Source organism: Streptomyces flavusporus, from assembly GCF_046267975.1.
Classification (GTDB): domain Bacteria; phylum Actinomycetota; class Actinomycetes; order Streptomycetales; family Streptomycetaceae; genus Streptomyces; species Streptomyces flavusporus.
In genome coordinates this window covers 7104094-7122818 of the sequence record NZ_CP176503.1, presented here as the reverse complement: position 1 = coordinate 7122818, position 18725 = coordinate 7104094, and the positions used below count along the sequence as shown (strand labels likewise).

Genomic DNA, 18725 nt, shown 5'->3' with positions numbered 1-18725 from the left:
GCTTCGTTCTCCGGGGGTGCGGCGGGTGCCTGGCTCAGCGGTCTCGGCGGGCTGCGGGATGTCGTATCACTGGAACTGGTGGCCCGGCAGCTCGACGAGCAGATAGCCGGGCGGTTCCCGGTCGGGCAGCGGCTGCGGGTGCTCGACGTGGGGATGGGCCAGGGGACGCAGGCGCTGCGGCTGGCCCGGGCCGGGCACCAGGTGACGGGGACAGAGAAGGACTCCGCGATGCTGTCCGCGGCGCGGACGGCGCTCGCCGCGGAACCGGAGGGGATCCGGGAGCGGGTGCGGCTCGTCGAGGGAGACGGGCGGGACACGGGGGTGCACTTCCTGCCGGGCAGCTTCGACGTGGTGCTCTGTCATGGCGTGCTCATGTACGTCGACGATCCCGATCCGCTGCTGGCAGGGCTGGCGCGGATGCTCGCTCCGGGCGGGCTGCTGTCGCTGCTGGTGCGCAACGGTGACGCGTTGGCCATGCGGCCGGGGCTGTCCGGGGACTGGAGTGCCGCACTGGCGGCCTTCGACACGACCGCGTACCGCAATCGGCTGGGGCTCGATGTACGGGCGGACCGGCTGGGCACGCTGACCGCCACCCTCGCCGGGATCGGTGCGCCGCTGCACGCGTGGTACGGGGTGCGGGTCTTCACGGACACCGCTACGGGCGGGGCGGAGCTGCCGGCCGACGTGTCGGAGCTGCTGGCGGCCGAGGAGCGGGCCGGGCGGACGGATCCGTATCGGGGGGTCGCTGCGTTGCTGCATCTCTGCGGAGTGCGCGGATAGCAGGCTGAGGGCGGCCCGTTCGGGCGAGTAGCGCAGGGCGGACGCGTCGTGCCGAGGGGAGACTCGGGGCATGGACGCTCCCCCGTTCTTGATCGTGACCCGTGGCCTGCGCCGTCTTGTCCTCGTCGGTGCCTTCTCGGCCGCCCTTGCGCTCGTCGCCGGGTGCACCGGCTCCGATTCGTCGGGCGAGCGGGAGTCGACGACCAGGCAGGCCGCGCTGCCGGTGGCCGCCAAGGACCTGCAGGACGACTACCAGAGGGTGATCGAGGACGTCCTGCCGTCGGTCGTGCAGATCCAGGGGCGCGACGAGCTGGGATCGGGCGTGGTGTACGACGACCGGGGGCACATCGTCACCAACGCGCATGTCGTCGGCAAGGGGAGGACGTTCGCCGTGACGACGGCGAACAGCGAGGACGTACTCACCGCCGAGCTCGTCTACTCGTACCCGGAGCAGGACCTCGCCGTCATCAAGCTGGACAAGGCCCCGAAGGGCCTGAAGGCGGCGGCCTTCGCGGACTCGGCCAAGATCGAGGTGGGGCAGATCGTGCTGGCGATGGGTTCGCCGCTGGGACTGTCGTCGAGCGTGACGCAGGGGATCGTGTCGGCGACCGGACGGACCGTCACCGAGGGCAGCAGCGGCGGCGGTACGGGCGCGACGATCCCCAACATGGTGCAGACGTCGGCCGCCATCAACCCCGGCAACAGCGGCGGCGCGCTCGTGAACCTCGACGGACGGGTCATCGGCATCCCGACGCTCGCCGCCGTCGACCCCGCCCACGGGGACAGCGCGGCGGCCGGCATCGGGTTCGCGATCCCGGCGTCGATGGTGAAGACGGTCGCCGATCAGATCGTCAAGGAAGGCAGGGTCACCGAGTCGGGCCGGGCGGCGCTCGGTATCACCGGCCGTACGGTCGTGGACGACGCGTACCGGCCCGACGGGGTGGCCGTCGTCGAGGTGATCGAAGGCGGTGCGGCCGACCGGGCGGGGATCAGGTCCGGAGACATCATCACGCGGCTGGGCGACGACGACATCACCACCATCACCTCGCTCGCCGAGGCGCTGGCGACCGCGCAGCCGGGGGACCGGACCACGGTGACGTTCACCCGGAACGGCGACGAGCGGACCGTCGACGTGAAGCTGGGCGAGCAGTGAGAACGGGGGCGACCCGGCCGCCGGCCGCCCCTTGCCCCGGCTACGCCTCGTCCGCGTGCAGGCTCATCGGTCCGTAGATCTCCGTGGCGTCCTCGAACAGCCGCACCTGGTCCGCGCCCCCGGCGAGCAGTTCCTTCCAGTGCTCCCCGATCCAGGACTCGGCGTCCCCCTGCGTGGTGAACTCCTCGGGCTGCACCGCGGGCTGGACCTCCGTCCCGTCGGCCTTCTCGAACCGCCACGTCCATGCCGCCATGTACGCCTCCCAGGTGTCAGCACGCCGGATCTTGGCCCGGCTCCCGCCCTGAGCCTATGCGCTCCGCCGGGTGCCGTCTTGGGGCTGCGGGTGATCTGTCACCGTGCGGGTTGTGGGGGCTGGTCCCGGCCTTTTCGCTCGCCCGCGCCTGCGGGGTGCCTCCCCCACTCTCGGCTTCGCTCGAGCGGGGGGACCCCCATCGCCCACCCGTGCCGCCCCAGCGGCACGACTGCCCGCAGCTGCATAGGTGGGGCGTCCCGGGCGCGCAGTACTGGCGGCTACCGGTGAAAATCGGGTTCGTGGAACTGACTCTGCTCGGCACCGGTGCCCCGGCGGGACTGCCCCGCCCCGACTGTCCCTGCGCGGCCTGCGCGACCGCGCTCGGCGTGGATGCGCGGGCGGCCACCGCCGCCCTGGTGGACGGGGCGCTGCTGCTCGATCTGACGCCGGGTGCGGCGTTCGCGGCGGCGCGGGCGGGGCGTTCGCTGTCGGGCGTACGGCAGGTGCTGCTGTCGCATCCGCACGACGGGCCGCCGGTGGAGGTGCCGGCCGGGCTGCCGCAGCCCGGGCGGGTGCCGGACGGGCGGGAGTTGGCGCTGCTGACGGGGCATCGGGTGCGGGCGGTGGCGATGGACTCGCCGGGCACGGGGTACGCGGTCACCGGGCCGGACGGCCAGCGGGTGCTGTATCTGCCGCCGGGCGGCGCGCCGGCGGGGCTGGAGGAGGGCTCCGCCCAGGCCGAGCCGTACGACATGCTGCTCGCGGACGTGGTGGGGCGGCCGGACGGCCTGGCCCGGTTGCGGGCGGTGGGCGCGGTGGGGCCGACGACCGATGTCGTCGCCGTCCATCTGGACCACGACGTGCCGCCGGGGGCCGAGTTGCGGCGGCGGCTGGCGGCGGCCGGGGCGCGCGCGGTGCCGGACGGGACGACGCTGGCGGTGGGGGCGTACGAGGACGTGCCGGACGTGCCGCGCCGGACGCTGGTGCTGGGCGGGGCGCGGTCGGGGAAGTCGGTGGAGGCGGAGCGGCGGCTGGAGGCGTTCCCCGATGTGCTGTACGTCGCGACGGGCGGCACCCGGAACGGGGACGGCGAGTGGGCGGAGCGGGTCGCCGCGCACCGGGAACGGCGGCCCGGGTCGTGGCGGACGGCGGAGACGTGCGATCTGGTGCCGTTGCTGAAGGAGGACGGGCCACCGCTGCTGATCGACTGTCTGTCGCTGTGGCTGACCGACGCGATGGACTCCGTCGGGGCGTGGGACGACGCCGAGTGGGCCGACGGGGGTGAACGTGCGTTGCGGGAGCGGGTGCGCGAGCTGACGGAGGCGGTGCGGCAGACCCGGCGGGTCGTGGTCGCCGTGTCCAACGAGGTCGGGTCGGGGATCGTGCCGGCCACGGCGTCGGGGCGGCGGTACCGGGACGAACTCGGGCGGCTCAACGCGGCGTTCGCGGGCGAGTGCGAGCAGGTGCTGCTGGTGGTGGCGGGGCAGGCGGTGCTGCTGCGGGGGTGACCGTCCGCCGCCGCTGCAGGGTCAGGTGCGGCGGGCGATGATCCGGTAGGCGTTGGCGAAGCGGGTGCGGCGGAGCAGGGGCGCCAGGGTGTGGTCCGCGGCGCCGGCTGCCGCCGTCAGGGGCAGGGCGGCGCACCGGAAGGTCGTACGGACTGTCTGCTGGAGCGGGGTCGGTGCGATCGGCCGCCACGGGGTGTCCGGGGCCGGCAGGACATGGGACACAGCCAGGGACAGGGCTGTTGACAGGTCGTGGGGCCGATGGGCCGGGCGGTGGTCGACGGTGACGATCGTGCAGCCATGGGACTCCAGTTCCCGGCGGAGGTTGTCCAGCGGGATCAGGTGCAGATGGCGGGGCAGGGTGTGCGGGAGCCACCACTTGCCGAACAGCCTGGCGAACGCGCACTGCGGGTCGGGGGCTTCGAGGAGGAGGTGGCCGCCGGGGCGCAGCGCGGTGACGGCGGCCCGGAGTTCCGCACGGGGGGCGGGGGTGCGGTCCAGTTGGTGGAGCAGGCTGACGACGTCGTAGCGGACGCGCAGGCGTGCGGTGAGGTCGGGGGCGGCGAGGTGGCCGACGTACGCCTCCTCGATCCGGCCGGCCTCGCGGGCCCGCAGCACGCGGTGGGTGGGGTCGACGCCGTCGAACGCCGTGTACGGGAAGAGTTCCCGCGCCGCCTGCGGAAAGTGCGCGTCGCCCGTGCCGACGTCCAGCCAGCTCTCCGGCTCCGGGAAGGGCAGCAGCGCACGGGCGGCCGCCCGGAGCCGGCGCCGGCCCGGCCGGGCGTCGTCCGGGTACCGGTGGTGGAAGGCGAGGCCCTCGGGTGAGAGAGGCGGGTTCAGGAAGGTGTGGCCGCAGTCCCGGCACTCGTCGAGCATGAAGGTGCCCGGCTTGTGCTGGAGCAGGTCGGGGGCGGTGAAGCGGGTGAGCAGGCGGGCCGAGCCGCACCAGGGGCAGTCGGCGCGGCGCGGGGCGTGGAAGCGGTCGGTGCCCAGGGCGAGTTCGGCGAAACAGGCGGCACGGCGTCGGTCGGCCGCCGCTGTGGCGGGGGGCGTGGGTGGCATCGGCGGCTCCCGGGAGACGACGGACGGAGTCCTACGACAATCCGCTGCAAAACGGAACGTATGGGATCACGATCTTGGGTGCAATGACGTCATGGGGTCGTGCTGGCCATGTGGCGCCGTTCTGTTCGATCGAGGCCGGTACTGTTCGGCGAATGAGCTCGCTTAATCTCGACGACTTCACCGATCTGATCGAGCGCCCCGACGGCGGGGTGCGCCGCGACGCCGAGGCGCGCCGGGAGCGTCAGATCGTGCCGCCCGGTTCGCTCGGGCGCCTCGACGACCTGGGTGAGTGGCTGGCCGCGGCGCAGGGCGCCGTACCGGTGCGGCCGGTGGAACAGCCGCGCGTGGTGCTGTTCGCCGGTGACCACGGCGTCGCGGAGTTGGGAGTGTCGGCGCGGCCCGCGGGCAGCGCCGCGGAGTTGGCGCGGGAGGTGCTGGAGGGCGGCCGGCCGGTGTCCGTGCTCGCCCGGCGGCTCGGTGTGCCGGTGCGGGTCGTCGACATGGCACTGGACTGCGATCCGGGGACGCTGCCCGAGGACGTCGTACGGCATCGGGTGCGGCGCGGCAGCGGCCGGATCGACATCGAGGACGCGCTGACGGCCGAGGAGGCGGAGGCCGCCTTCCGGGCCGGGGTCGCGGTGGCCGACGAGGAGGCCGACTCCGGTACGGATCTGGTCGTGCTGGGCGATGTGAGCGTGGGCGGCACGACGGCAGCCGGGGTGCTGGTCGCCGCGCTGTGCGGAACCGACGCCTCCGTGGTGACCGGGCGGGGCGGCCTGGCGATCGACGACCTGGCGTGGATGCGCAAGTGCGCCGCGATCCGGGACGCGCTGCGGCGGGCGCGGCCGGTGCTGGGAGACCAGTTGCAGCTCCTGGCGACGGTGGGCGGTGCCGACCTCGCCGCGATGACCGGGTTCCTGCTGCAGAGCGCCGTGCGGAAGATGCCGGTGATCCTGGACGGGGTGGTCGTCGCCGCGTGTGCGCTGGTGGCCCAGCGGATCGCGTTCCGGGCACCGGACTGGTGGCTGGCCGGGCACAACAGCGGGGAGCCGGGACAGGCCAAGGCGCTGGACCGGATGGCCCTGGAGCCGCTCCTCGACCACGGGGTGAAGGTCGGCGAGGGCGCGGGCGCCCTGCTGGCACTGCCCCTGGTACAGGCCGCGGCGGCACTGGCGGCGGAGCTGCCCGAGCAGGAGGAGCCCGAGAAGGCGGACTCGGTGACGGAGGAGCAGGCGGAGGTCGGCGAGACGGAGTAGCCGGCGCAGGCGGCGCAGTCGGCTGCGGATGAGTCGGCTGGTGCGCTGGGCCCGCGCCGAGTGGGGCCGCTGTACGGCAGCGTGCGCGTGGCGCTGTGCAGGCGGCGGGCGCAGGCGTGCTCATGGCGGTCGGTGCGCGGTCTCCGCGCTGCGTCAGCGGCGTTCGAGGGCGTGAGTCGGGTCCGGGTCGGGCGTGCCGCCGATCCAGTCCTGGAGTCTGCGGCTGGGGCCCGCCCAGCGGCGGTCGTGGTGATAGGCGCGCAGCTGGGCCCGGGCGCGGGCGCGGGGGCGGCGACGGTAGAGGCGTTTCGCCCAGGGGGAGCCGGGGCGGGCCAGACGGATCGCGCCGAAGAGGGCGACGAAGGGAAGGACCACCCCGAAGATCGCGACACGCACCTTGCCCTTGGCGAGGGCGATGAGGGCGAGCAGGAAGTTCCCGGCGATCGCGCTGATCGCCGACCCGCGGTCCTGGAGGTCGTCCTCGCTGAGGTCGTTCACCCCGAACGGCACGAAGCCGAGGAGAAGCAGGCCGACCAGGGCGGTGGTGAGGACGACCGCCTCGACGCTCTTGCGGCCGGCCTCGGTCCAGTAGACGTCCGCCAGATGCAGGATCAGCGCGAACTCGTCCAGGACCAGGCCCGCGCCGATCCCGAAGACGACGGCGGCGAGGGCCGAGCCGAAGCCGTGCTGCCCGCCGGCGACGGCACAGAAGCCGCCGATGACCGTGAGGACCACGCCGGGGACGACGTGATGGATGTGCACGCCACCCGCGCTGACGTTGCCGAAGGGGCCCTTGCCCGCCCGGATGAGGCGGGTGATGACCCGGGTGATCACGAAGGTGACGACGAAGGCGGTCAGGGCGAGAAGCAGGGGGAGTTTGCCGGGTTCGACGATGTTGCGCTCCAGCCACACTCCCATGCGTCCAGTTTGACCGGGTTCTCCCCGAGGTGCTCCACAAGTCCTCGCGTACGCTGCCGGGATGCCCGAGTTCCCGCCCCTGCACGGCCTTCGCTTCGCCTTCGGCACCCTCACCGTCCTTCCCGTCACGGTGATCCGCTGGGACCGGGGAGCGGCGCGGGGCGGAATGCTGTGCGCGCCGGTCGTCGGGCTCGTCGTCGGGGGCTGCGCCGCGGGGGTCGGTCTGCTGCTGCTCCTGCTCGGCGCCGGTCCGCTGCTCGCCGCCGTCGGCGGTGTCGCCGTGCCGGCGGCGCTCACCCGGGGGCTGCATCTCGACGGGCTGGCCGACACCGCGGACGGGCTGGGCAGCGGCAGGCCCGCCGAGGACGCGCTGCGGATCATGAAGCAGTCGGACATCGGGCCGTTCGGGGTGATCACGCTCGTCTTCGTGCTGCTCGCCCAGGTGGCGGCGCTGGCGCAGCTCTACGACGCCTCCTGGGCGCGCGGTGCGCTCGCCGCCGTCGTCTCGGCGGCCGCCGCCCGGCTGGCGCTGACCCTGGCCGCCCGTGGCGGGGTGCCGCCGGCCCGGCCGGAGGGGCTGGGCGCGGCCGTCGCCGGAGTCGTCCCGGCGCGTGGGGCGCTCGGCGCGGCCCTCGCGGTCACGGGGGCCGCCGCTGCCCTGGGGGCGCTCTTCGGGCCGTACGACATCGCCCGTACCGCCCTCGCGGTCGTCGCCTCCGTCACGGTCGCCGAACTCCTGCTGCGCCACTGCATCCGCCGCTTCGGCGGAGTCACCGGCGACGTCTTCGGCGGCCTCGCCGAGACAGCGGCGACGACCGCACTGGTGGTTCTCGCACTCGGCTAGGAACCCCACGGGTGTGACCCGGTTCATGAAGTGCGAGGATCGGGACATGGCGACGACGCCACCCAGAGGTGAACGCCTGCAGGCATGAGGGAAAGCCTGCCGGGCGTAGTCTCGTGTCCGGTGTCCACCTGCCCGGACAAATACCGCGCGTGAGGTGCACCTGGGGTCGGCTGTCGGGCCCGGTCGACCCACCCCGTTCGACCCCTGCAACTTCACATCGGAAGCGAGATTTCACCACCGTGACTGCTCTGACTCTCAGCACCGCCGCGGCGCCCGGCCTGCGGGCCGACGCGATCGTGATCGGTGTCTCCAAGGGCGACAAGGGCCCGGTCGTCGCACCGGGCGCGGAGGCCGTGGACCAGGCGTACGACGGCGGGCTGGCCGGCGTCCTCGAGACCCTCGGTGCCTCCGGGGCCGAGGGCGAGATCACGAAGCTGCCCGCGCCGGCCGGCTTCAGGACGCCGCTCGTGGTGGCGGTGGGCCTGGGCGCACTGCCCGAGAAGGACGTCAACGGGGGCGCGTACGACGCGGAGGCGCTGCGCAAGGCCTCCGGCGTCGCCGCCCGCGCGCTGGCCGGCTCCAAGAAGGCGGCGTTCGCCCTGCCGATCGTGGACGCGGCCGCCGTCGGCGCGATCGGCGAGGGCGCCCTGCTCGGCGCGTACTCCTTCGACGTGTACAAGGAGAACGCGCAGAACGGCAACGCCGCCAAGGGCAAGAAGAACGGCAAGGCCCCGCTCGCCGAGGCCGTCGTGCTCGGCGCCAAGCCCCGCGACAAGGCGCACAAGGCGGCCGTCGAGCGTGCCACCGCCGTGTCCGAGGAGCTGAACCGCGCCCGCGACCTGGTCAACACCCCGCCGAACGACCTCAACCCGGAGGCCTTCGCCGCGGTCGCCCAGGCCGCGGCCAAGGAGAACGGCATCAAGGTGCAGGTGCTCGACGAGAAGGCGCTGGCCAAGGGCGGCTACGGCGGCATCCTCGGCGTCGGCTCCGGCTCGGCGTCGGCGCCGCGCCTGGTGAAGCTGTCGTACACCCACTCCAAGGCGAAGAAGCACCTCGCCTTCGTCGGCAAGGGCATCACCTACGACTCGGGCGGCATCTCGCTGAAGCCCGCCGGTCACAACGAGACGATGAAGTGCGACATGAGTGGCGCGGCCGCGGTGTTCGCGGCCGTCGTCACCGCCGCGCGACTCGGGCTGGAGGTCAACGTCACCGGGTGGCTGGCGCTGGCCGAGAACATGCCGTCCGGTTCGGCGACCCGTCCCGGTGACGTGCTGCGGATGTACAGCGGCAAGACCGTGGAGGTGCTGAACACCGACGCGGAGGGGCGGCTGGTCCTCGCCGACGCGCTGTGGGCGGCGTCCGAGGAGAAGCCGGACGCGATCGTGGACGTGGCGACGCTGACCGGCGCGATGGTGCTGGCGCTGGGCAACCGGACGTTCGGTGTCATGGCCAACGACGAAGCGTTCCGCTCCGCGGTGCACGAGGCCGCGGAGGAGGTCGGGGAGCCGGCCTGGCCGATGCCGCTGCCGGAGCACCTGCGCAAGGGGATGGACTCGCCGACCGCCGACATCGCGAACATGGGTGAGCGGATGGGCGGCGGACTGGTCGCCGGGCTGTTCCTGCGGGAGTTCGTGGGTGAGGGGATCACCTGGGCGCACCTCGACATCGCCGGGCCCGCCTTCAACGAGCAGGGACCGTTCGGATACACGCCGAAGGGTGGCACGGGGTCCGGGGTGCGGACGCTCGTCCGGCTTGCCGAGCTGACCGCTTCGGGTGATCTGGGCTGAGGTCCGCCCACTGACTCGGGTCTCCTTGTCGTACGGCGGCTCCGCCGCGTGCGGGCCGGTCGCGCCCGCGCGGCGGAGCCGCACATCGACAAACGAGCATGCGACGTATCACACTCCGGCCCCGCGTCTCGTCCCGCGGTGACAAGTGCGAAGATGGGGCTCGGCAGGACAGGGCCCCACCGAAGGGCCGAAGTAGAGCGGCCGGACACCAGCCGCCCAGCCGGTCATCGTCGACCGGCGTACGGCGCACATGCATGGAGGACGTGACGTGGCGAACGACGCCAGCACCGTTTTCGACCTAGTGATCCTCGGCGGTGGTAGCGGTGGTTACGCCGCGGCCCTGCGCGGGGCGCAGCTGGGCCTGGACGTCGCCCTGATCGAGAAGGACAAGGTCGGCGGCACCTGCCTGCACCGGGGTTGCATCCCCACCAAGGCCCTGCTTCACGCGGGCGAGATCGCCGACCAGGCTCGCGAGAGCGAGCAGTTCGGCGTCAAGGCGAGCTTCGAGGGCATCGACGTCGCCGGTGTGCACAAGTACAAGGACGAGGTGATCTCCGGCCTGTACAAGGGTCTGCAGGGGCTCATCGCCTCCCGGAAGGTCACCTACATCGCGGGTGAGGGCCGGCTGTCCTCCCCCACCTCGGTGGACGTGAACGGTCAGCGGATCCAGGGCCGCCACGTGCTGCTGGCCACCGGCTCCGTGCCGAAGTCGCTGCCGGGCCTGGAGATCGACGGCAACCGCATCATCTCCTCGGATCACGCCCTGGTCCTGGACCGCGTGCCGAAGTCGGCGATCGTGCTCGGCGGCGGTGTCATCGGCGTCGAGTTCGCCTCCGCGTGGAAGTCCTTCGGTACGGACGTCACGGTCATCGAGGGCCTGAAGCACCTCGTCCCCGTCGAGGACGAGAACAGCTCGAAGCTGCTCGAGCGCGCCTTCCGCAAGCGCGGCATCAAGTTCAACCTGGGCACCTTCTTCCAGAAGGCCGAGTACACGGCCGACGGTGTCAAGGTCATCCTCGCCGACGGCAAGGAGTTCGAGGCCGAGGTCCTCCTCGTCGCCGTCGGCCGCGGCCCGGTCTCCCAGGGCCTGGGCTACGAGGAGGCCGGGGTCGCCATGGACCGCGGCTATGTCCTCGTCGACGAGTACATGCGGACGAACGTCCCGACGATCTCCGCGGTCGGCGACCTGGTCCCGACCCTCCAGCTCGCGCACGTCGGCTTCGCCGAGGGCATCCTGGTGGCGGAGCGGCTGGCCGGTCTGAAGGTCGTCCCGATCGACTACGACGGCGTGCCCCGGGTGACGTACTGCCACCCCGAGGTCGCCTCCGTCGGTATCACCGAGGCCAAGGCCAAGGAGATCTACGGCGCGGACAAGGTCGTCGCCCTGAAGTACAACCTGGCGGGCAACGGCAAGAGCAAGATCCTCAAGACCGCGGGCGAGATCAAGCTCGTCCAGGTCAAGGACGGTGCGGTGGTCGGCGTCCACATGGTCGGCGACCGCATGGGCGAGCAGGTCGGCGAGGCCCAGCTGGTCTACAACTGGGAGGCGCTGCCCTCCGAGGTCGCCCAGCTCATCCACGCCCACCCGACGCAGAACGAGGCCCTCGGCGAGGCCCACCTGGCCCTGGCCGGCAAGCCGCTGCACTCCCACGACTGACGCTCTCGGTCATCGGGCGCGACGACACAGACTTCCGCAATTCGTAAGGAGCAACCGAAACCATGGCGGTTTCCGTAACCCTTCCGGCGCTCGGCGAGAGCGTCACCGAGGGCACTGTCACCCGCTGGCTGAAGGCCGAGGGTGAGCGCGTCGAGGCCGACGAGCCGCTGCTCGAGGTCTCCACCGACAAGGTCGACACCGAGATCCCGGCCCCGGCCGCCGGTGTCCTGGCCTCCATCAAGGTCGCCGAGGACGAGACCGTCGAGGTCGGCGCCGAGCTGGCCGTGATCGACGACGGCACGGGCGCGCCCGCTGCCGCCCCGGCCCCGGCCGTCGAGGAGGTGCCCGCTCCGCCGGCTCCCGAACCGGCCCCGGCTCCGGTCGCCGAGGCCCCGGCCGCCCCGGCCCCGGCCCCGGCTGCCGCCCCCGCGGCTCCGGCCGGTGGCGCCGCCGAGGGCACGGACGTCGTCCTGCCCGCGCTCGGCGAGTCCGTCACCGAGGGCACCGTCACCCGCTGGCTGAAGTCGGTCGGTGACACCGTCGAGGCCGACGAGCCGCTGCTCGAGGTGTCCACCGACAAGGTCGACACCGAGATCCCGGCGCCCACCTCGGGTGTGCTGCTGGAGATCACGGTCGGCGAGGACGAGACCGCCGAGGTCGGCGCCAAGCTGGCCGTCATCGGCGCTCCCGGCGCGGCTCCGGCCGCTGCTCCGGCCCCGGCCGCCCCGGCTCCGGCTGCTGCTCCGGCCCCGGCCGCCCCCGCCGCACCGACTCCGGCACCCGCCGCGCCCGCCGCTGCCGCCCCGGCTCCCGCGGCCCCGGCTCCCGCGGCCCCGGCTCCGGCCCAGCCCGCTGCTCCGGTGCCCGCGCCGGCCGCTCCGGCTCCGGTCACGCCGACGGCTCCGGCACCCGCCGCCGCTCAGCCGACCGACGAGGGCGCCTACGTCACCCCGCTGGTGCGCAAGCTCGCCGCCGAGAACGGCGTCGACCTGTCCACCGTCAAGGGCACCGGCGTCGGCGGCCGGATCCGCAAGCAGGACGTCATCGCCGCCGCCGAGGCCGCGAAGGCCGCCGCCGCTGCTCCGGCTCCGGCCGCCGCTGCTCCGGCCGCCGCGAAGAAGGCGCCGGTCCTGGAGGTCTCCCCGCTGCGCGGCCAGACCATCAAGATGCCGCGGATCCGCAAGGTCATCGGCGACAACATGGTCAAGGCCCTGCACGAGCAGGCCCAGCTGTCCTCGGTCGTCGAGGTCGACGTGACCCGCCTGATGCGTCTGCGCGCCCAGGCCAAGGACTCGTTCGCGGCGCGCGAGGGTGTCAAGCTCTCCCCGATGCCGTTCTTCGTCAAGGCCGCCGCGCAGGCGCTGAAGGCCCACCCGGTCATCAACGCCAAGATCAACGAGGCCGAGGGGACCATCACCTACTTCGACACCGAGAACATCGGTATCGCGGTGGACTCCGAGAAGGGCCTGATGACCCCGGTCATCAAGAACGCCGGTGACCTCAACATCGCCGGTATCGCCAAGGCCACGGCCGACCTGGCGGGCAAGGTCCGCGGCAACAAGATCACGCCGGACGAGCTCGCGGGCGCGACCTTCACCATCTCCAACACCGGCTCGCGCGGTGCGCTGTTCGACACGATCATCGTGCCGCCGGGTCAGGTCGCGATCCTCGGCATCGGTGCCACGGTCAAGCGCCCGGCCGTCATCGAGACCGAGGAGGGCACGGTCATCGGCGTCCGCGACATGACCTACCTGACGCTCTCCTACGACCACCGCCTGGTGGACGGCGCCGACGCGGCCCGTTACCTGACGGCGGTCAAGGGGATCCTGGAGGCGGGCGAGTTCGAGGTCGAGCTCGGCCTCTGATCTCTCTGACAGGACCTGACAGGTAGTACGGTGCCCCCACCCGGAGCTTTCCGGGTGGGGGCACCGTGCGTTGCCGGGGCGTGTAAGTCTCGTCTCACCTGCGCGAAAGCGCCCCCGCGCGCCCCTCCGGGACGGTCCGGCGGCCTTATTGTCTAAACGTCAAACGCCCCGGGGTCTGGATTGCCCCTCCCTAAGGAGCCCTCATGACCGCGCCCGTCGTCCACTCGCTGCGCGAACAGATCCGCGAGCACATCCTCGAGGGGATCATCAGCGGACGCTGGCAGCCGGGCGAGCGGATCGTGGAGCGGCGCATCGCCACCGAACTGGAGGTCAGCCAGACGCCGGTGCGGGAGGCGCTGCGCGAGCTGGAGTCGCTGCGGCTGATCGAGTCGGCGCCGAACAAGGGCGTACGGGTGCGGAATCTGACGGCGGCCGACCTGGAGGAGAGCTACCCGGTCCGGGCCGGCCTGGAGGCGATCGCTGCGGAGCTGGCGGCGGAGCGGCTGTCCCAGGACTGCTCGGCCCTGCAGCCGCATGTCGCCGCCCTGTACGAGGCCGACCGCAAGTCCGACGGCACGGCCCAGGTGCGGCACACGGTCGCCTTCCACCGCGAGCTGGTCCGGGCGGCCGGCAACTCGGTGCTGCTGCACACCTGGGAGGGCCTCGGCATCGAGGTCTTCACGACGCTTTCCATCCGCTGGCTGGGCACGGTCCAGCAGTCCTACGCCGAGGAGCACGAGGAGTTGGTCGAGGCGTTCCGGCGGCGCGATCCGGACATCGGCCGCCTGGTGAAGGAGCACGTGCTGGGCTGCGCGCCGCGCGCCGCCGACGATCACGCCTGATTTCCGGATTCGCTCATGCCGTAGCGGGCACTCGGCCACTCTCCCCCCGTCGGCAGATGGTGGAGGCCACGCGTGATCTGGCCACAGCTGCCCTCCGTGCTCACCAGGTCCGTGCTGCCCGCGTCCGTGGTGCCCTCGACGACGGCCGCCGTCGCCTCGACGGTCCGGGCCGTCGCGCAGGGGCTGACCGGCGTACCGGCGGCGCTGCCGGTGGTCGGGCCGATGCTGCGGCCCCGCGGGCCCCGGCTCTGGCGGACCCCCGGAGGCGTGCAGATCGAGGTACGGCGCCTGGGACGGCCCGGGACGGCATCCGCGGCGCGTGAGCTGGAGGCCGCGCTGCGCCGGGTGACGGGGGTGAGCCGGGCCGAGGTGAACGGCACGCTGGGCTGCGTGTACGTGGGCTGTGGGCCGGAGACCGATCCGGAGACCCTGGTCGACGTCGTCGCCGCCGCGGACGCGGCCGCCGAGGAGGAGGCGCTCCGTGCCGGGGGCGTGGATGCGGGGCGGCCGCCGGTGGGCTACCCCGGGGCGGCGGGGGCACGGATCGGCGCGGCCGTACGGCTCGGAGCGGGCCTGGTGGCGGTGGGCGTGGCGTCGGTGGGGAACGCCGTCGGGCTGCGGGGCCTGCCGCCGGTGGTGATCTCGGCGCTCCAGCTCGTGGAGTCGATGCCGCCGCTGCGTGAGGGCCTCGCCCGCCGGATCGGCGAGCCGGCCGCGGAGCGGGGCTTCGCCGCGGCGAACCTGGTGGTGACGACGCTGACGTACCGGCCGCTGGGCGCGATGGTGGCCGCCGTACTGGCCGCCGCCCGGTACGCGGAGGTGCAGGCCCGCCGCGCGGCGTGGGAGAACTGGGCGCGCAGGCTGGCCGTGCACGAGGGCACGTACCGCCACGACGCCGTCCCGGGCTACGAGCGGCCCGCACCGCTGCCCCCGGGCCCGGGCGAGCGGTACGCGAACGTGGCGGCGCCGGCCTCCCTCGCGGCCTACGGGCTCACCACGCTCGGCAGGCTCGGCCACGACCGCGCGCTGGCGCTGCTGATCGCGGGGACGCCGAGAGGCCCGCGGTTCGGCCGGGAGGCGTTCGCGTCCTCGGTGGGCCGGGCCGTCTCCGACCGCGGGGCCCTGGTGCTGCGGCCGGAGCCGCTGCGCCGGCTGGACCGCATCGACACGGTGGTGCTCGACGCCCGGGTACTGGCCGACGGCGCCTGGACGGTGGAGAACGTCCTGCGCCTGCCCCCGCCCGGCCCCCTGAGGCCGGGCCCGCCGGACCCCGGGGGACACACCGACGGCACCCCGCAGACCGGCGATCCCGAGGGCGACGGGCCGGGAGACGACGAGATTCACGCACGTGTCCACGAGCTGATCGCGCCCGACGGGCCGCCGCCCAGGTGGCGGGCCCGGCACGGTGGAGTGCCGTTGCCTGCGCGGCAGCTGGGTGGTTGGGAGGTGCGGCCGTTGACGGGAGCGGCCATCGCTCCGGGCGGTACCGGCGTACCCGCGGCGACGGCCGCACAGGCCCGGCAGTGGGCCGAGGAGGGTGCGCAGGTGATGCTCGTGCTGCGGGCGGGCACGCCGGTGGCCGTGGTCGCCCTGGTGCCCCAACTGCACCCGCTCGCCCACCACTTGGTGCGCGCGGCGCGGGAGTGCGGGCAGGTGCGGCTGGTGGGCGGCCCGCCCGGTCTGCACCGCCGGTTCGGGCTCGCTCAGGCCGCGCCCACCGGGCATCGGCGTACGGCCGCCCTGGTGCGCTCCCTCCAGGCCGACGGGCACGGTGTCACGGTGGTCTCGGCACGGACCCGGCGCGCACTCGTCCGCGCGGACCTGGGCATCGGGGTGATCACCGTCACCCGGCACGTGCCGTGGGACGCCGATGTCGCCGCCCCGCCCGATGTCGTCCACCTGCTGCTGACGACCCTGCCGGAGGCCCGGCGGATCAGCCGGCTGTGCACCCGGCTGGAGGTCGCCGGCGCCGTGCTGGGGTCGGGCCTCGCCCTCCTGGTGCCCCGCCCGCGGGCCTGGGTACGGGCCCGCCTGGTGACCGACGGAGTGACCATCGCCGGGATCGCGGCGGGCTTCTGGGCGGGCTGGCAGTTGCACGGCCGTCCCGCTCCGGCCGCCGCCGAGCGCACGCCCTGGCACGCCATGACGGTACGTCAGGTGATGGCCCGTCTGGGCACCACGTCCCGCGGGCTGGACGAGGCCGAGGCCGCCCGGCGCAGGCAGTTCGAGGGCCATGACCGGCACGACGGCGCCGTCACCCTGGTCGGCCGGGTCGCGGAGGAACTGGCCAATCCGCTCACGCCCGTTCTGGCGATCGGCGGCGGCATCTCGGCGGCGCTCGGCTCCGTGCTGGACTCCCTGCTGATCGGCGGGGTGCTCGGCGTGGACGCGCTGGTCGGCGGGGTGCAGCGGCAACAGGCCCACGAGGCGGCGGAACGGCTGGTCGAGGCGACCTCGGCGCGGGTGCGGGTGCGGCGGCCCGGCCGGGCCGAGACGGTGGAGGCGGCCGGTGAGCACCTGGTGCGCGGCGACGTGATCGAGCTGCGGGCCGGGGACGCGGTTCCGGCGGACTGCCGGGTGGTGCGGGCGACGGGTCTGGAGGTGGACGAGTCCAGTCTCACCGGTGAGTCGCTGCCGGTCGTGAAGAGCGCCGCGCCGACCGCGGCCCGGACGGTCGCGGACCGGACGTCGATGCTCTACCAGGGGACGACGGTGGCGGCCGGCCATGCCCTCGCCGTGGTCGTCGCCACCGGGACGGCCACCGAGGCGGGCAGTGCGGCGGAGGCGGGCCCCGAGGGCGGGCCGCCGGAGAGCGGTGTGGAGCGTCGGCTGAAGGCGCTGGGCCGGTGGTTCCTGCCGCTGTCCATCGCCGCCGGGGTCGTCCTGTTCGCCGTCGAACTGCTGCGCAGGCGACCCGCGGGCGCCGCCCTGGGCTCCGCGGTCAGCCTGTGTGTCGCGGCCGTACCGGAGGGGCTGCCCTTCGTCGCCACGGTCGCGGAGCTGGCCGCGGCGCGCCGGCTGTCCACCCGCGACACCCTTGTCCGCAGCGCCTCCACCATCGAGGCGCTGGGCCGCACCGACGTCCTGTGCTTCGACAAGACCGGCACGCTCACCGAGGGCCGGATCAGTCTTCAGCAGGTTTCCGACGCCCTGGAACGCCGTCCGCCCGACCGGCTCACCCCGGCGCTGCGCCGGATCGTCGCCACGGCGGCCCTGGCGGGTCCGCGGGGCCCGGCCGCGACGCTCGCCCACCCCACCGACCGTGCCATCGCGGCGGGGGCCGAGCTGCTCGGCGCCTCCCCGGAGCGGGCGGCCGGGCTCGGCTCGGACAGCTGGGAGCAGCTGGCGGAGCTGCCGTTCGAGCCGGGGCGCGGCTTCCACGCCGTGCTGGGGCGGACCGACTCCGAGGCGCGGCTCGCCGTCAAGGGCGCACCCGAGGTGGTACTGGCCCGCTGTGACCGTATCCGCCGGGGTGCCGCCGAGCCGTATGCCACCGAGCCGTTCGGGGACCCGCTGCGGGAGGAGATCGAGGCGGAGATCGACCGGCTGGCCCGGCGCGGTCTGCGGGTCCTCGCGGTCGCCGAGCACGTCCTGCCGACGGGCGCGCCGCGGGAAGGTCCCGCCGAGCTCGGCGACGAGGACGTCGACGGGCTGTGTCTGCTGGGCCTGCTGGGCCTGGCGGACCCGGTGCGGGCCACGGCCGCGGAGAGCGTGGACCGGCTGTCCCGGGCCGGGGTGCGCATCGTCATGCTCACCGGGGACCATCCCAGCACCGCCGCCGCGATCGCCCGGGAACTGCGGCCCGAGGAGGAGCCCCGGCTGATGACCGGGGCGGAGCTGGACGCCCTGGACGACGACGCGCTCGCCCGGACGCTGCCGGACATCACGGTGTTCGCCCGGGTCACCCCGGCCCACAAGGTCCGTATCGTCACCGCGCTGCGCTCGGCCGGCCGGATCGTCGCCGTCACCGGCGACGGCGCCAACGACGCGCCCGCCATCCGGATCGCCGACGTCGGTATCGCCCTCGGCTCGCGGGCCACCCCGGCCGCCCGCGCCGCCGCCGACGTCGTCGTCACCGACGACCGCATCGAGACGATCGTCGACGCCTTCGTCGAGGGCCGGGCCATGTGGGCCTCGGTGCGCAAGGCGCTCGGCATCCTGCTCGGCGGCAACCTGGGCGAGATCGTCTTCACCCTGGCGACCACGCTGCTCACCGGGCGCAGCGCGCTGAACGCACGCCAGCTCCTCCTGGTGAACCTGCTCACCGACATGCTGCCCGCCATGGCGATCGCCGCCCGGCCGCCCGCCGACCACGCCGGCCGGCTGCTCGCGGAGGGGCCGGAGGCCTCGCTCGGCAGGGCGCTGACCCGGCACATCCGGCTGCGCGCCGTCCTCACCACGGCGGCGGCCACCGTCGCCTGGGTGCTCGCCCGGGCGACTGGCACCCGGGGGCACGCCGACACGGTCGCCCTGGTCGCCCTGGTGACGTCCCAGTTGCTCCAGACGCTGGTGGACGCGGGCCGCGATCCGGTGGTCGCGTCGGCCGTGGCGGGGTCCCTGGCGGTGCTGGGTGTGGTGGTGAGCGTGCCCGGGCTCAGCCACTTCTTCGGCAGCCGGCCGCTGGGCCCCGTGGGCTGGACGATCGCGCTGGCCTCGGCGGCGGGGTCGGTTGTCGTGCCGTCCGCGGCGCAGGGCATCGCCGGGATGCAAGGCAGATTTCACCTGATGGACACCATCAGGCAGCCTCGTGGATGACATCGACCCGGACAAAGGAGCCGTACCCCGCACACTGCACACGAAAGG

13 protein-coding genes are annotated in these 18725 nt (G+C 73.9%); 10 read left to right on the top strand and 3 right to left on the bottom strand.

Features of this window, described 5'->3' with window-relative positions:
- Positions 1-78: 78 nt before the first annotated feature.
- Positions 79-780, top strand: a complete 702-nt coding sequence (locus ACKTSN_RS33640) for a class I SAM-dependent methyltransferase (RefSeq protein ID WP_409472562.1) — start codon at positions 79-81, stop codon at positions 778-780.
- Positions 781-850: 70 nt separating this feature from the next.
- Positions 851-1933 (top strand): S1C family serine protease, encoded by a 1083-nt coding sequence (locus tag ACKTSN_RS33635; protein ID WP_409472561.1) that lies wholly within the window; start codon positions 851-853, stop codon positions 1931-1933.
- A gap of 40 nt (positions 1934-1973) precedes the next feature.
- On the opposite strand, the gene ACKTSN_RS33630 is transcribed toward ACKTSN_RS33635, so the two are convergent.
- Complete coding sequence (locus tag ACKTSN_RS33630; RefSeq protein ID WP_224737563.1) at positions 1974-2186, bottom strand: hypothetical protein; 213 nt, start codon at positions 2184-2186, stop codon at positions 1974-1976.
- A 299-nt stretch (positions 2187-2485) separates the two neighbouring features.
- Between ACKTSN_RS33630 and ACKTSN_RS33625 the strand changes: the two genes are divergently transcribed.
- Positions 2486-3694: a bifunctional adenosylcobinamide kinase/adenosylcobinamide-phosphate guanylyltransferase gene (locus ACKTSN_RS33625; RefSeq protein ID WP_409472560.1), complete on the top strand. Its 1209-nt coding sequence runs from the start codon at positions 2486-2488 to the stop codon at positions 3692-3694.
- Positions 3695-3715: 21 nt separating this feature from the next.
- On the opposite strand, the gene ACKTSN_RS33620 is transcribed toward ACKTSN_RS33625, so the two are convergent.
- Entirely contained in the window at positions 3716-4753 is a 1038-nt protein-coding gene (locus tag ACKTSN_RS33620) for a class I SAM-dependent methyltransferase (RefSeq protein ID WP_409472559.1), read from the bottom strand.
- A 152-nt stretch (positions 4754-4905) separates the two neighbouring features.
- Between ACKTSN_RS33620 and cobT the strand changes: the two genes are divergently transcribed.
- On the top strand, positions 4906-6009 hold the full coding sequence (gene cobT, locus ACKTSN_RS33615) for a nicotinate-nucleotide--dimethylbenzimidazole phosphoribosyltransferase (RefSeq protein ID WP_409472558.1): 1104 nt from the start codon (positions 4906-4908) through the stop codon (positions 6007-6009).
- Between the two features lie 153 nt (positions 6010-6162).
- Here the strand turns inward: cobT and ACKTSN_RS33610 are convergent, their stop codons facing one another.
- Positions 6163-6927 (bottom strand): hypothetical protein, encoded by a 765-nt coding sequence (locus tag ACKTSN_RS33610; RefSeq protein ID WP_409472557.1) that lies wholly within the window; start codon positions 6925-6927, stop codon positions 6163-6165.
- A 61-nt stretch (positions 6928-6988) separates the two neighbouring features.
- Between ACKTSN_RS33610 and ACKTSN_RS33605 the strand changes: the two genes are divergently transcribed.
- The 6 genes from ACKTSN_RS33605 (at position 6989) to ACKTSN_RS33580 (ending at position 18677) form a co-directional block, all read left to right on the top strand.
- The gene (locus ACKTSN_RS33605) at positions 6989-7771 is read left to right on the top strand and encodes an adenosylcobinamide-GDP ribazoletransferase (protein ID WP_409472556.1); all 783 of its coding nucleotides are present in this window, start codon (positions 6989-6991) and stop codon (positions 7769-7771) included.
- A gap of 239 nt (positions 7772-8010) precedes the next feature.
- A complete protein-coding gene (locus ACKTSN_RS33600) occupies positions 8011-9558 on the top strand; it encodes a leucyl aminopeptidase (protein WP_409472555.1) in 1548 nt (515 codons plus the stop codon).
- A gap of 268 nt (positions 9559-9826) precedes the next feature.
- Positions 9827-11215 (top strand): dihydrolipoyl dehydrogenase, encoded by a 1389-nt coding sequence (lpdA, locus tag ACKTSN_RS33595; protein WP_409472554.1) that lies wholly within the window; start codon positions 9827-9829, stop codon positions 11213-11215.
- 62 nt (positions 11216-11277) lie between these two features.
- The gene (sucB, locus tag ACKTSN_RS33590; protein WP_409472553.1) at positions 11278-13080 is read left to right on the top strand and encodes a 2-oxoglutarate dehydrogenase, E2 component, dihydrolipoamide succinyltransferase; all 1803 of its coding nucleotides are present in this window, start codon (positions 11278-11280) and stop codon (positions 13078-13080) included.
- A 203-nt stretch (positions 13081-13283) separates the two neighbouring features.
- Positions 13284-13922, top strand: coding sequence for a GntR family transcriptional regulator (locus ACKTSN_RS33585; protein WP_224739404.1), 639 nt, complete (start codon positions 13284-13286; stop codon positions 13920-13922).
- A 72-nt stretch (positions 13923-13994) separates the two neighbouring features.
- Positions 13995-18677, top strand: coding sequence for a cation-translocating P-type ATPase (locus ACKTSN_RS33580; protein WP_409472552.1), 4683 nt, complete (start codon positions 13995-13997; stop codon positions 18675-18677).
- Positions 18678-18725 lie beyond the last annotated feature (48 nt).

Coding starts and splice junctions, on each gene's coding strand:
- ACKTSN_RS33635 (WP_409472561.1), top strand. CDS start 851: ATGGACGCTCCCCCGTTCTTGATCGTGACCCGTGGCCTGCGCCGTCTT.
- ACKTSN_RS33630 (WP_224737563.1), bottom strand. CDS start 2,186: ATGGCGGCATGGACGTGGCGGTTCGAGAAGGCCGACGGGACGGAGGTC.
- ACKTSN_RS33620 (WP_409472559.1), bottom strand. CDS start 4,753: ATGCCACCCACGCCCCCCGCCACAGCGGCGGCCGACCGACGCCGTGCC.
- cobT (WP_409472558.1), top strand. CDS start 4,906: ATGAGCTCGCTTAATCTCGACGACTTCACCGATCTGATCGAGCGCCCC.
- ACKTSN_RS33610 (WP_409472557.1), bottom strand. CDS start 6,927: ATGGGAGTGTGGCTGGAGCGCAACATCGTCGAACCCGGCAAACTCCCC.
- ACKTSN_RS33605 (WP_409472556.1), top strand. CDS start 6,989: ATGCCCGAGTTCCCGCCCCTGCACGGCCTTCGCTTCGCCTTCGGCACC.
- sucB (WP_409472553.1), top strand. CDS start 11,278: ATGGCGGTTTCCGTAACCCTTCCGGCGCTCGGCGAGAGCGTCACCGAG.
- ACKTSN_RS33585 (WP_224739404.1), top strand. CDS start 13,284: ATGACCGCGCCCGTCGTCCACTCGCTGCGCGAACAGATCCGCGAGCAC.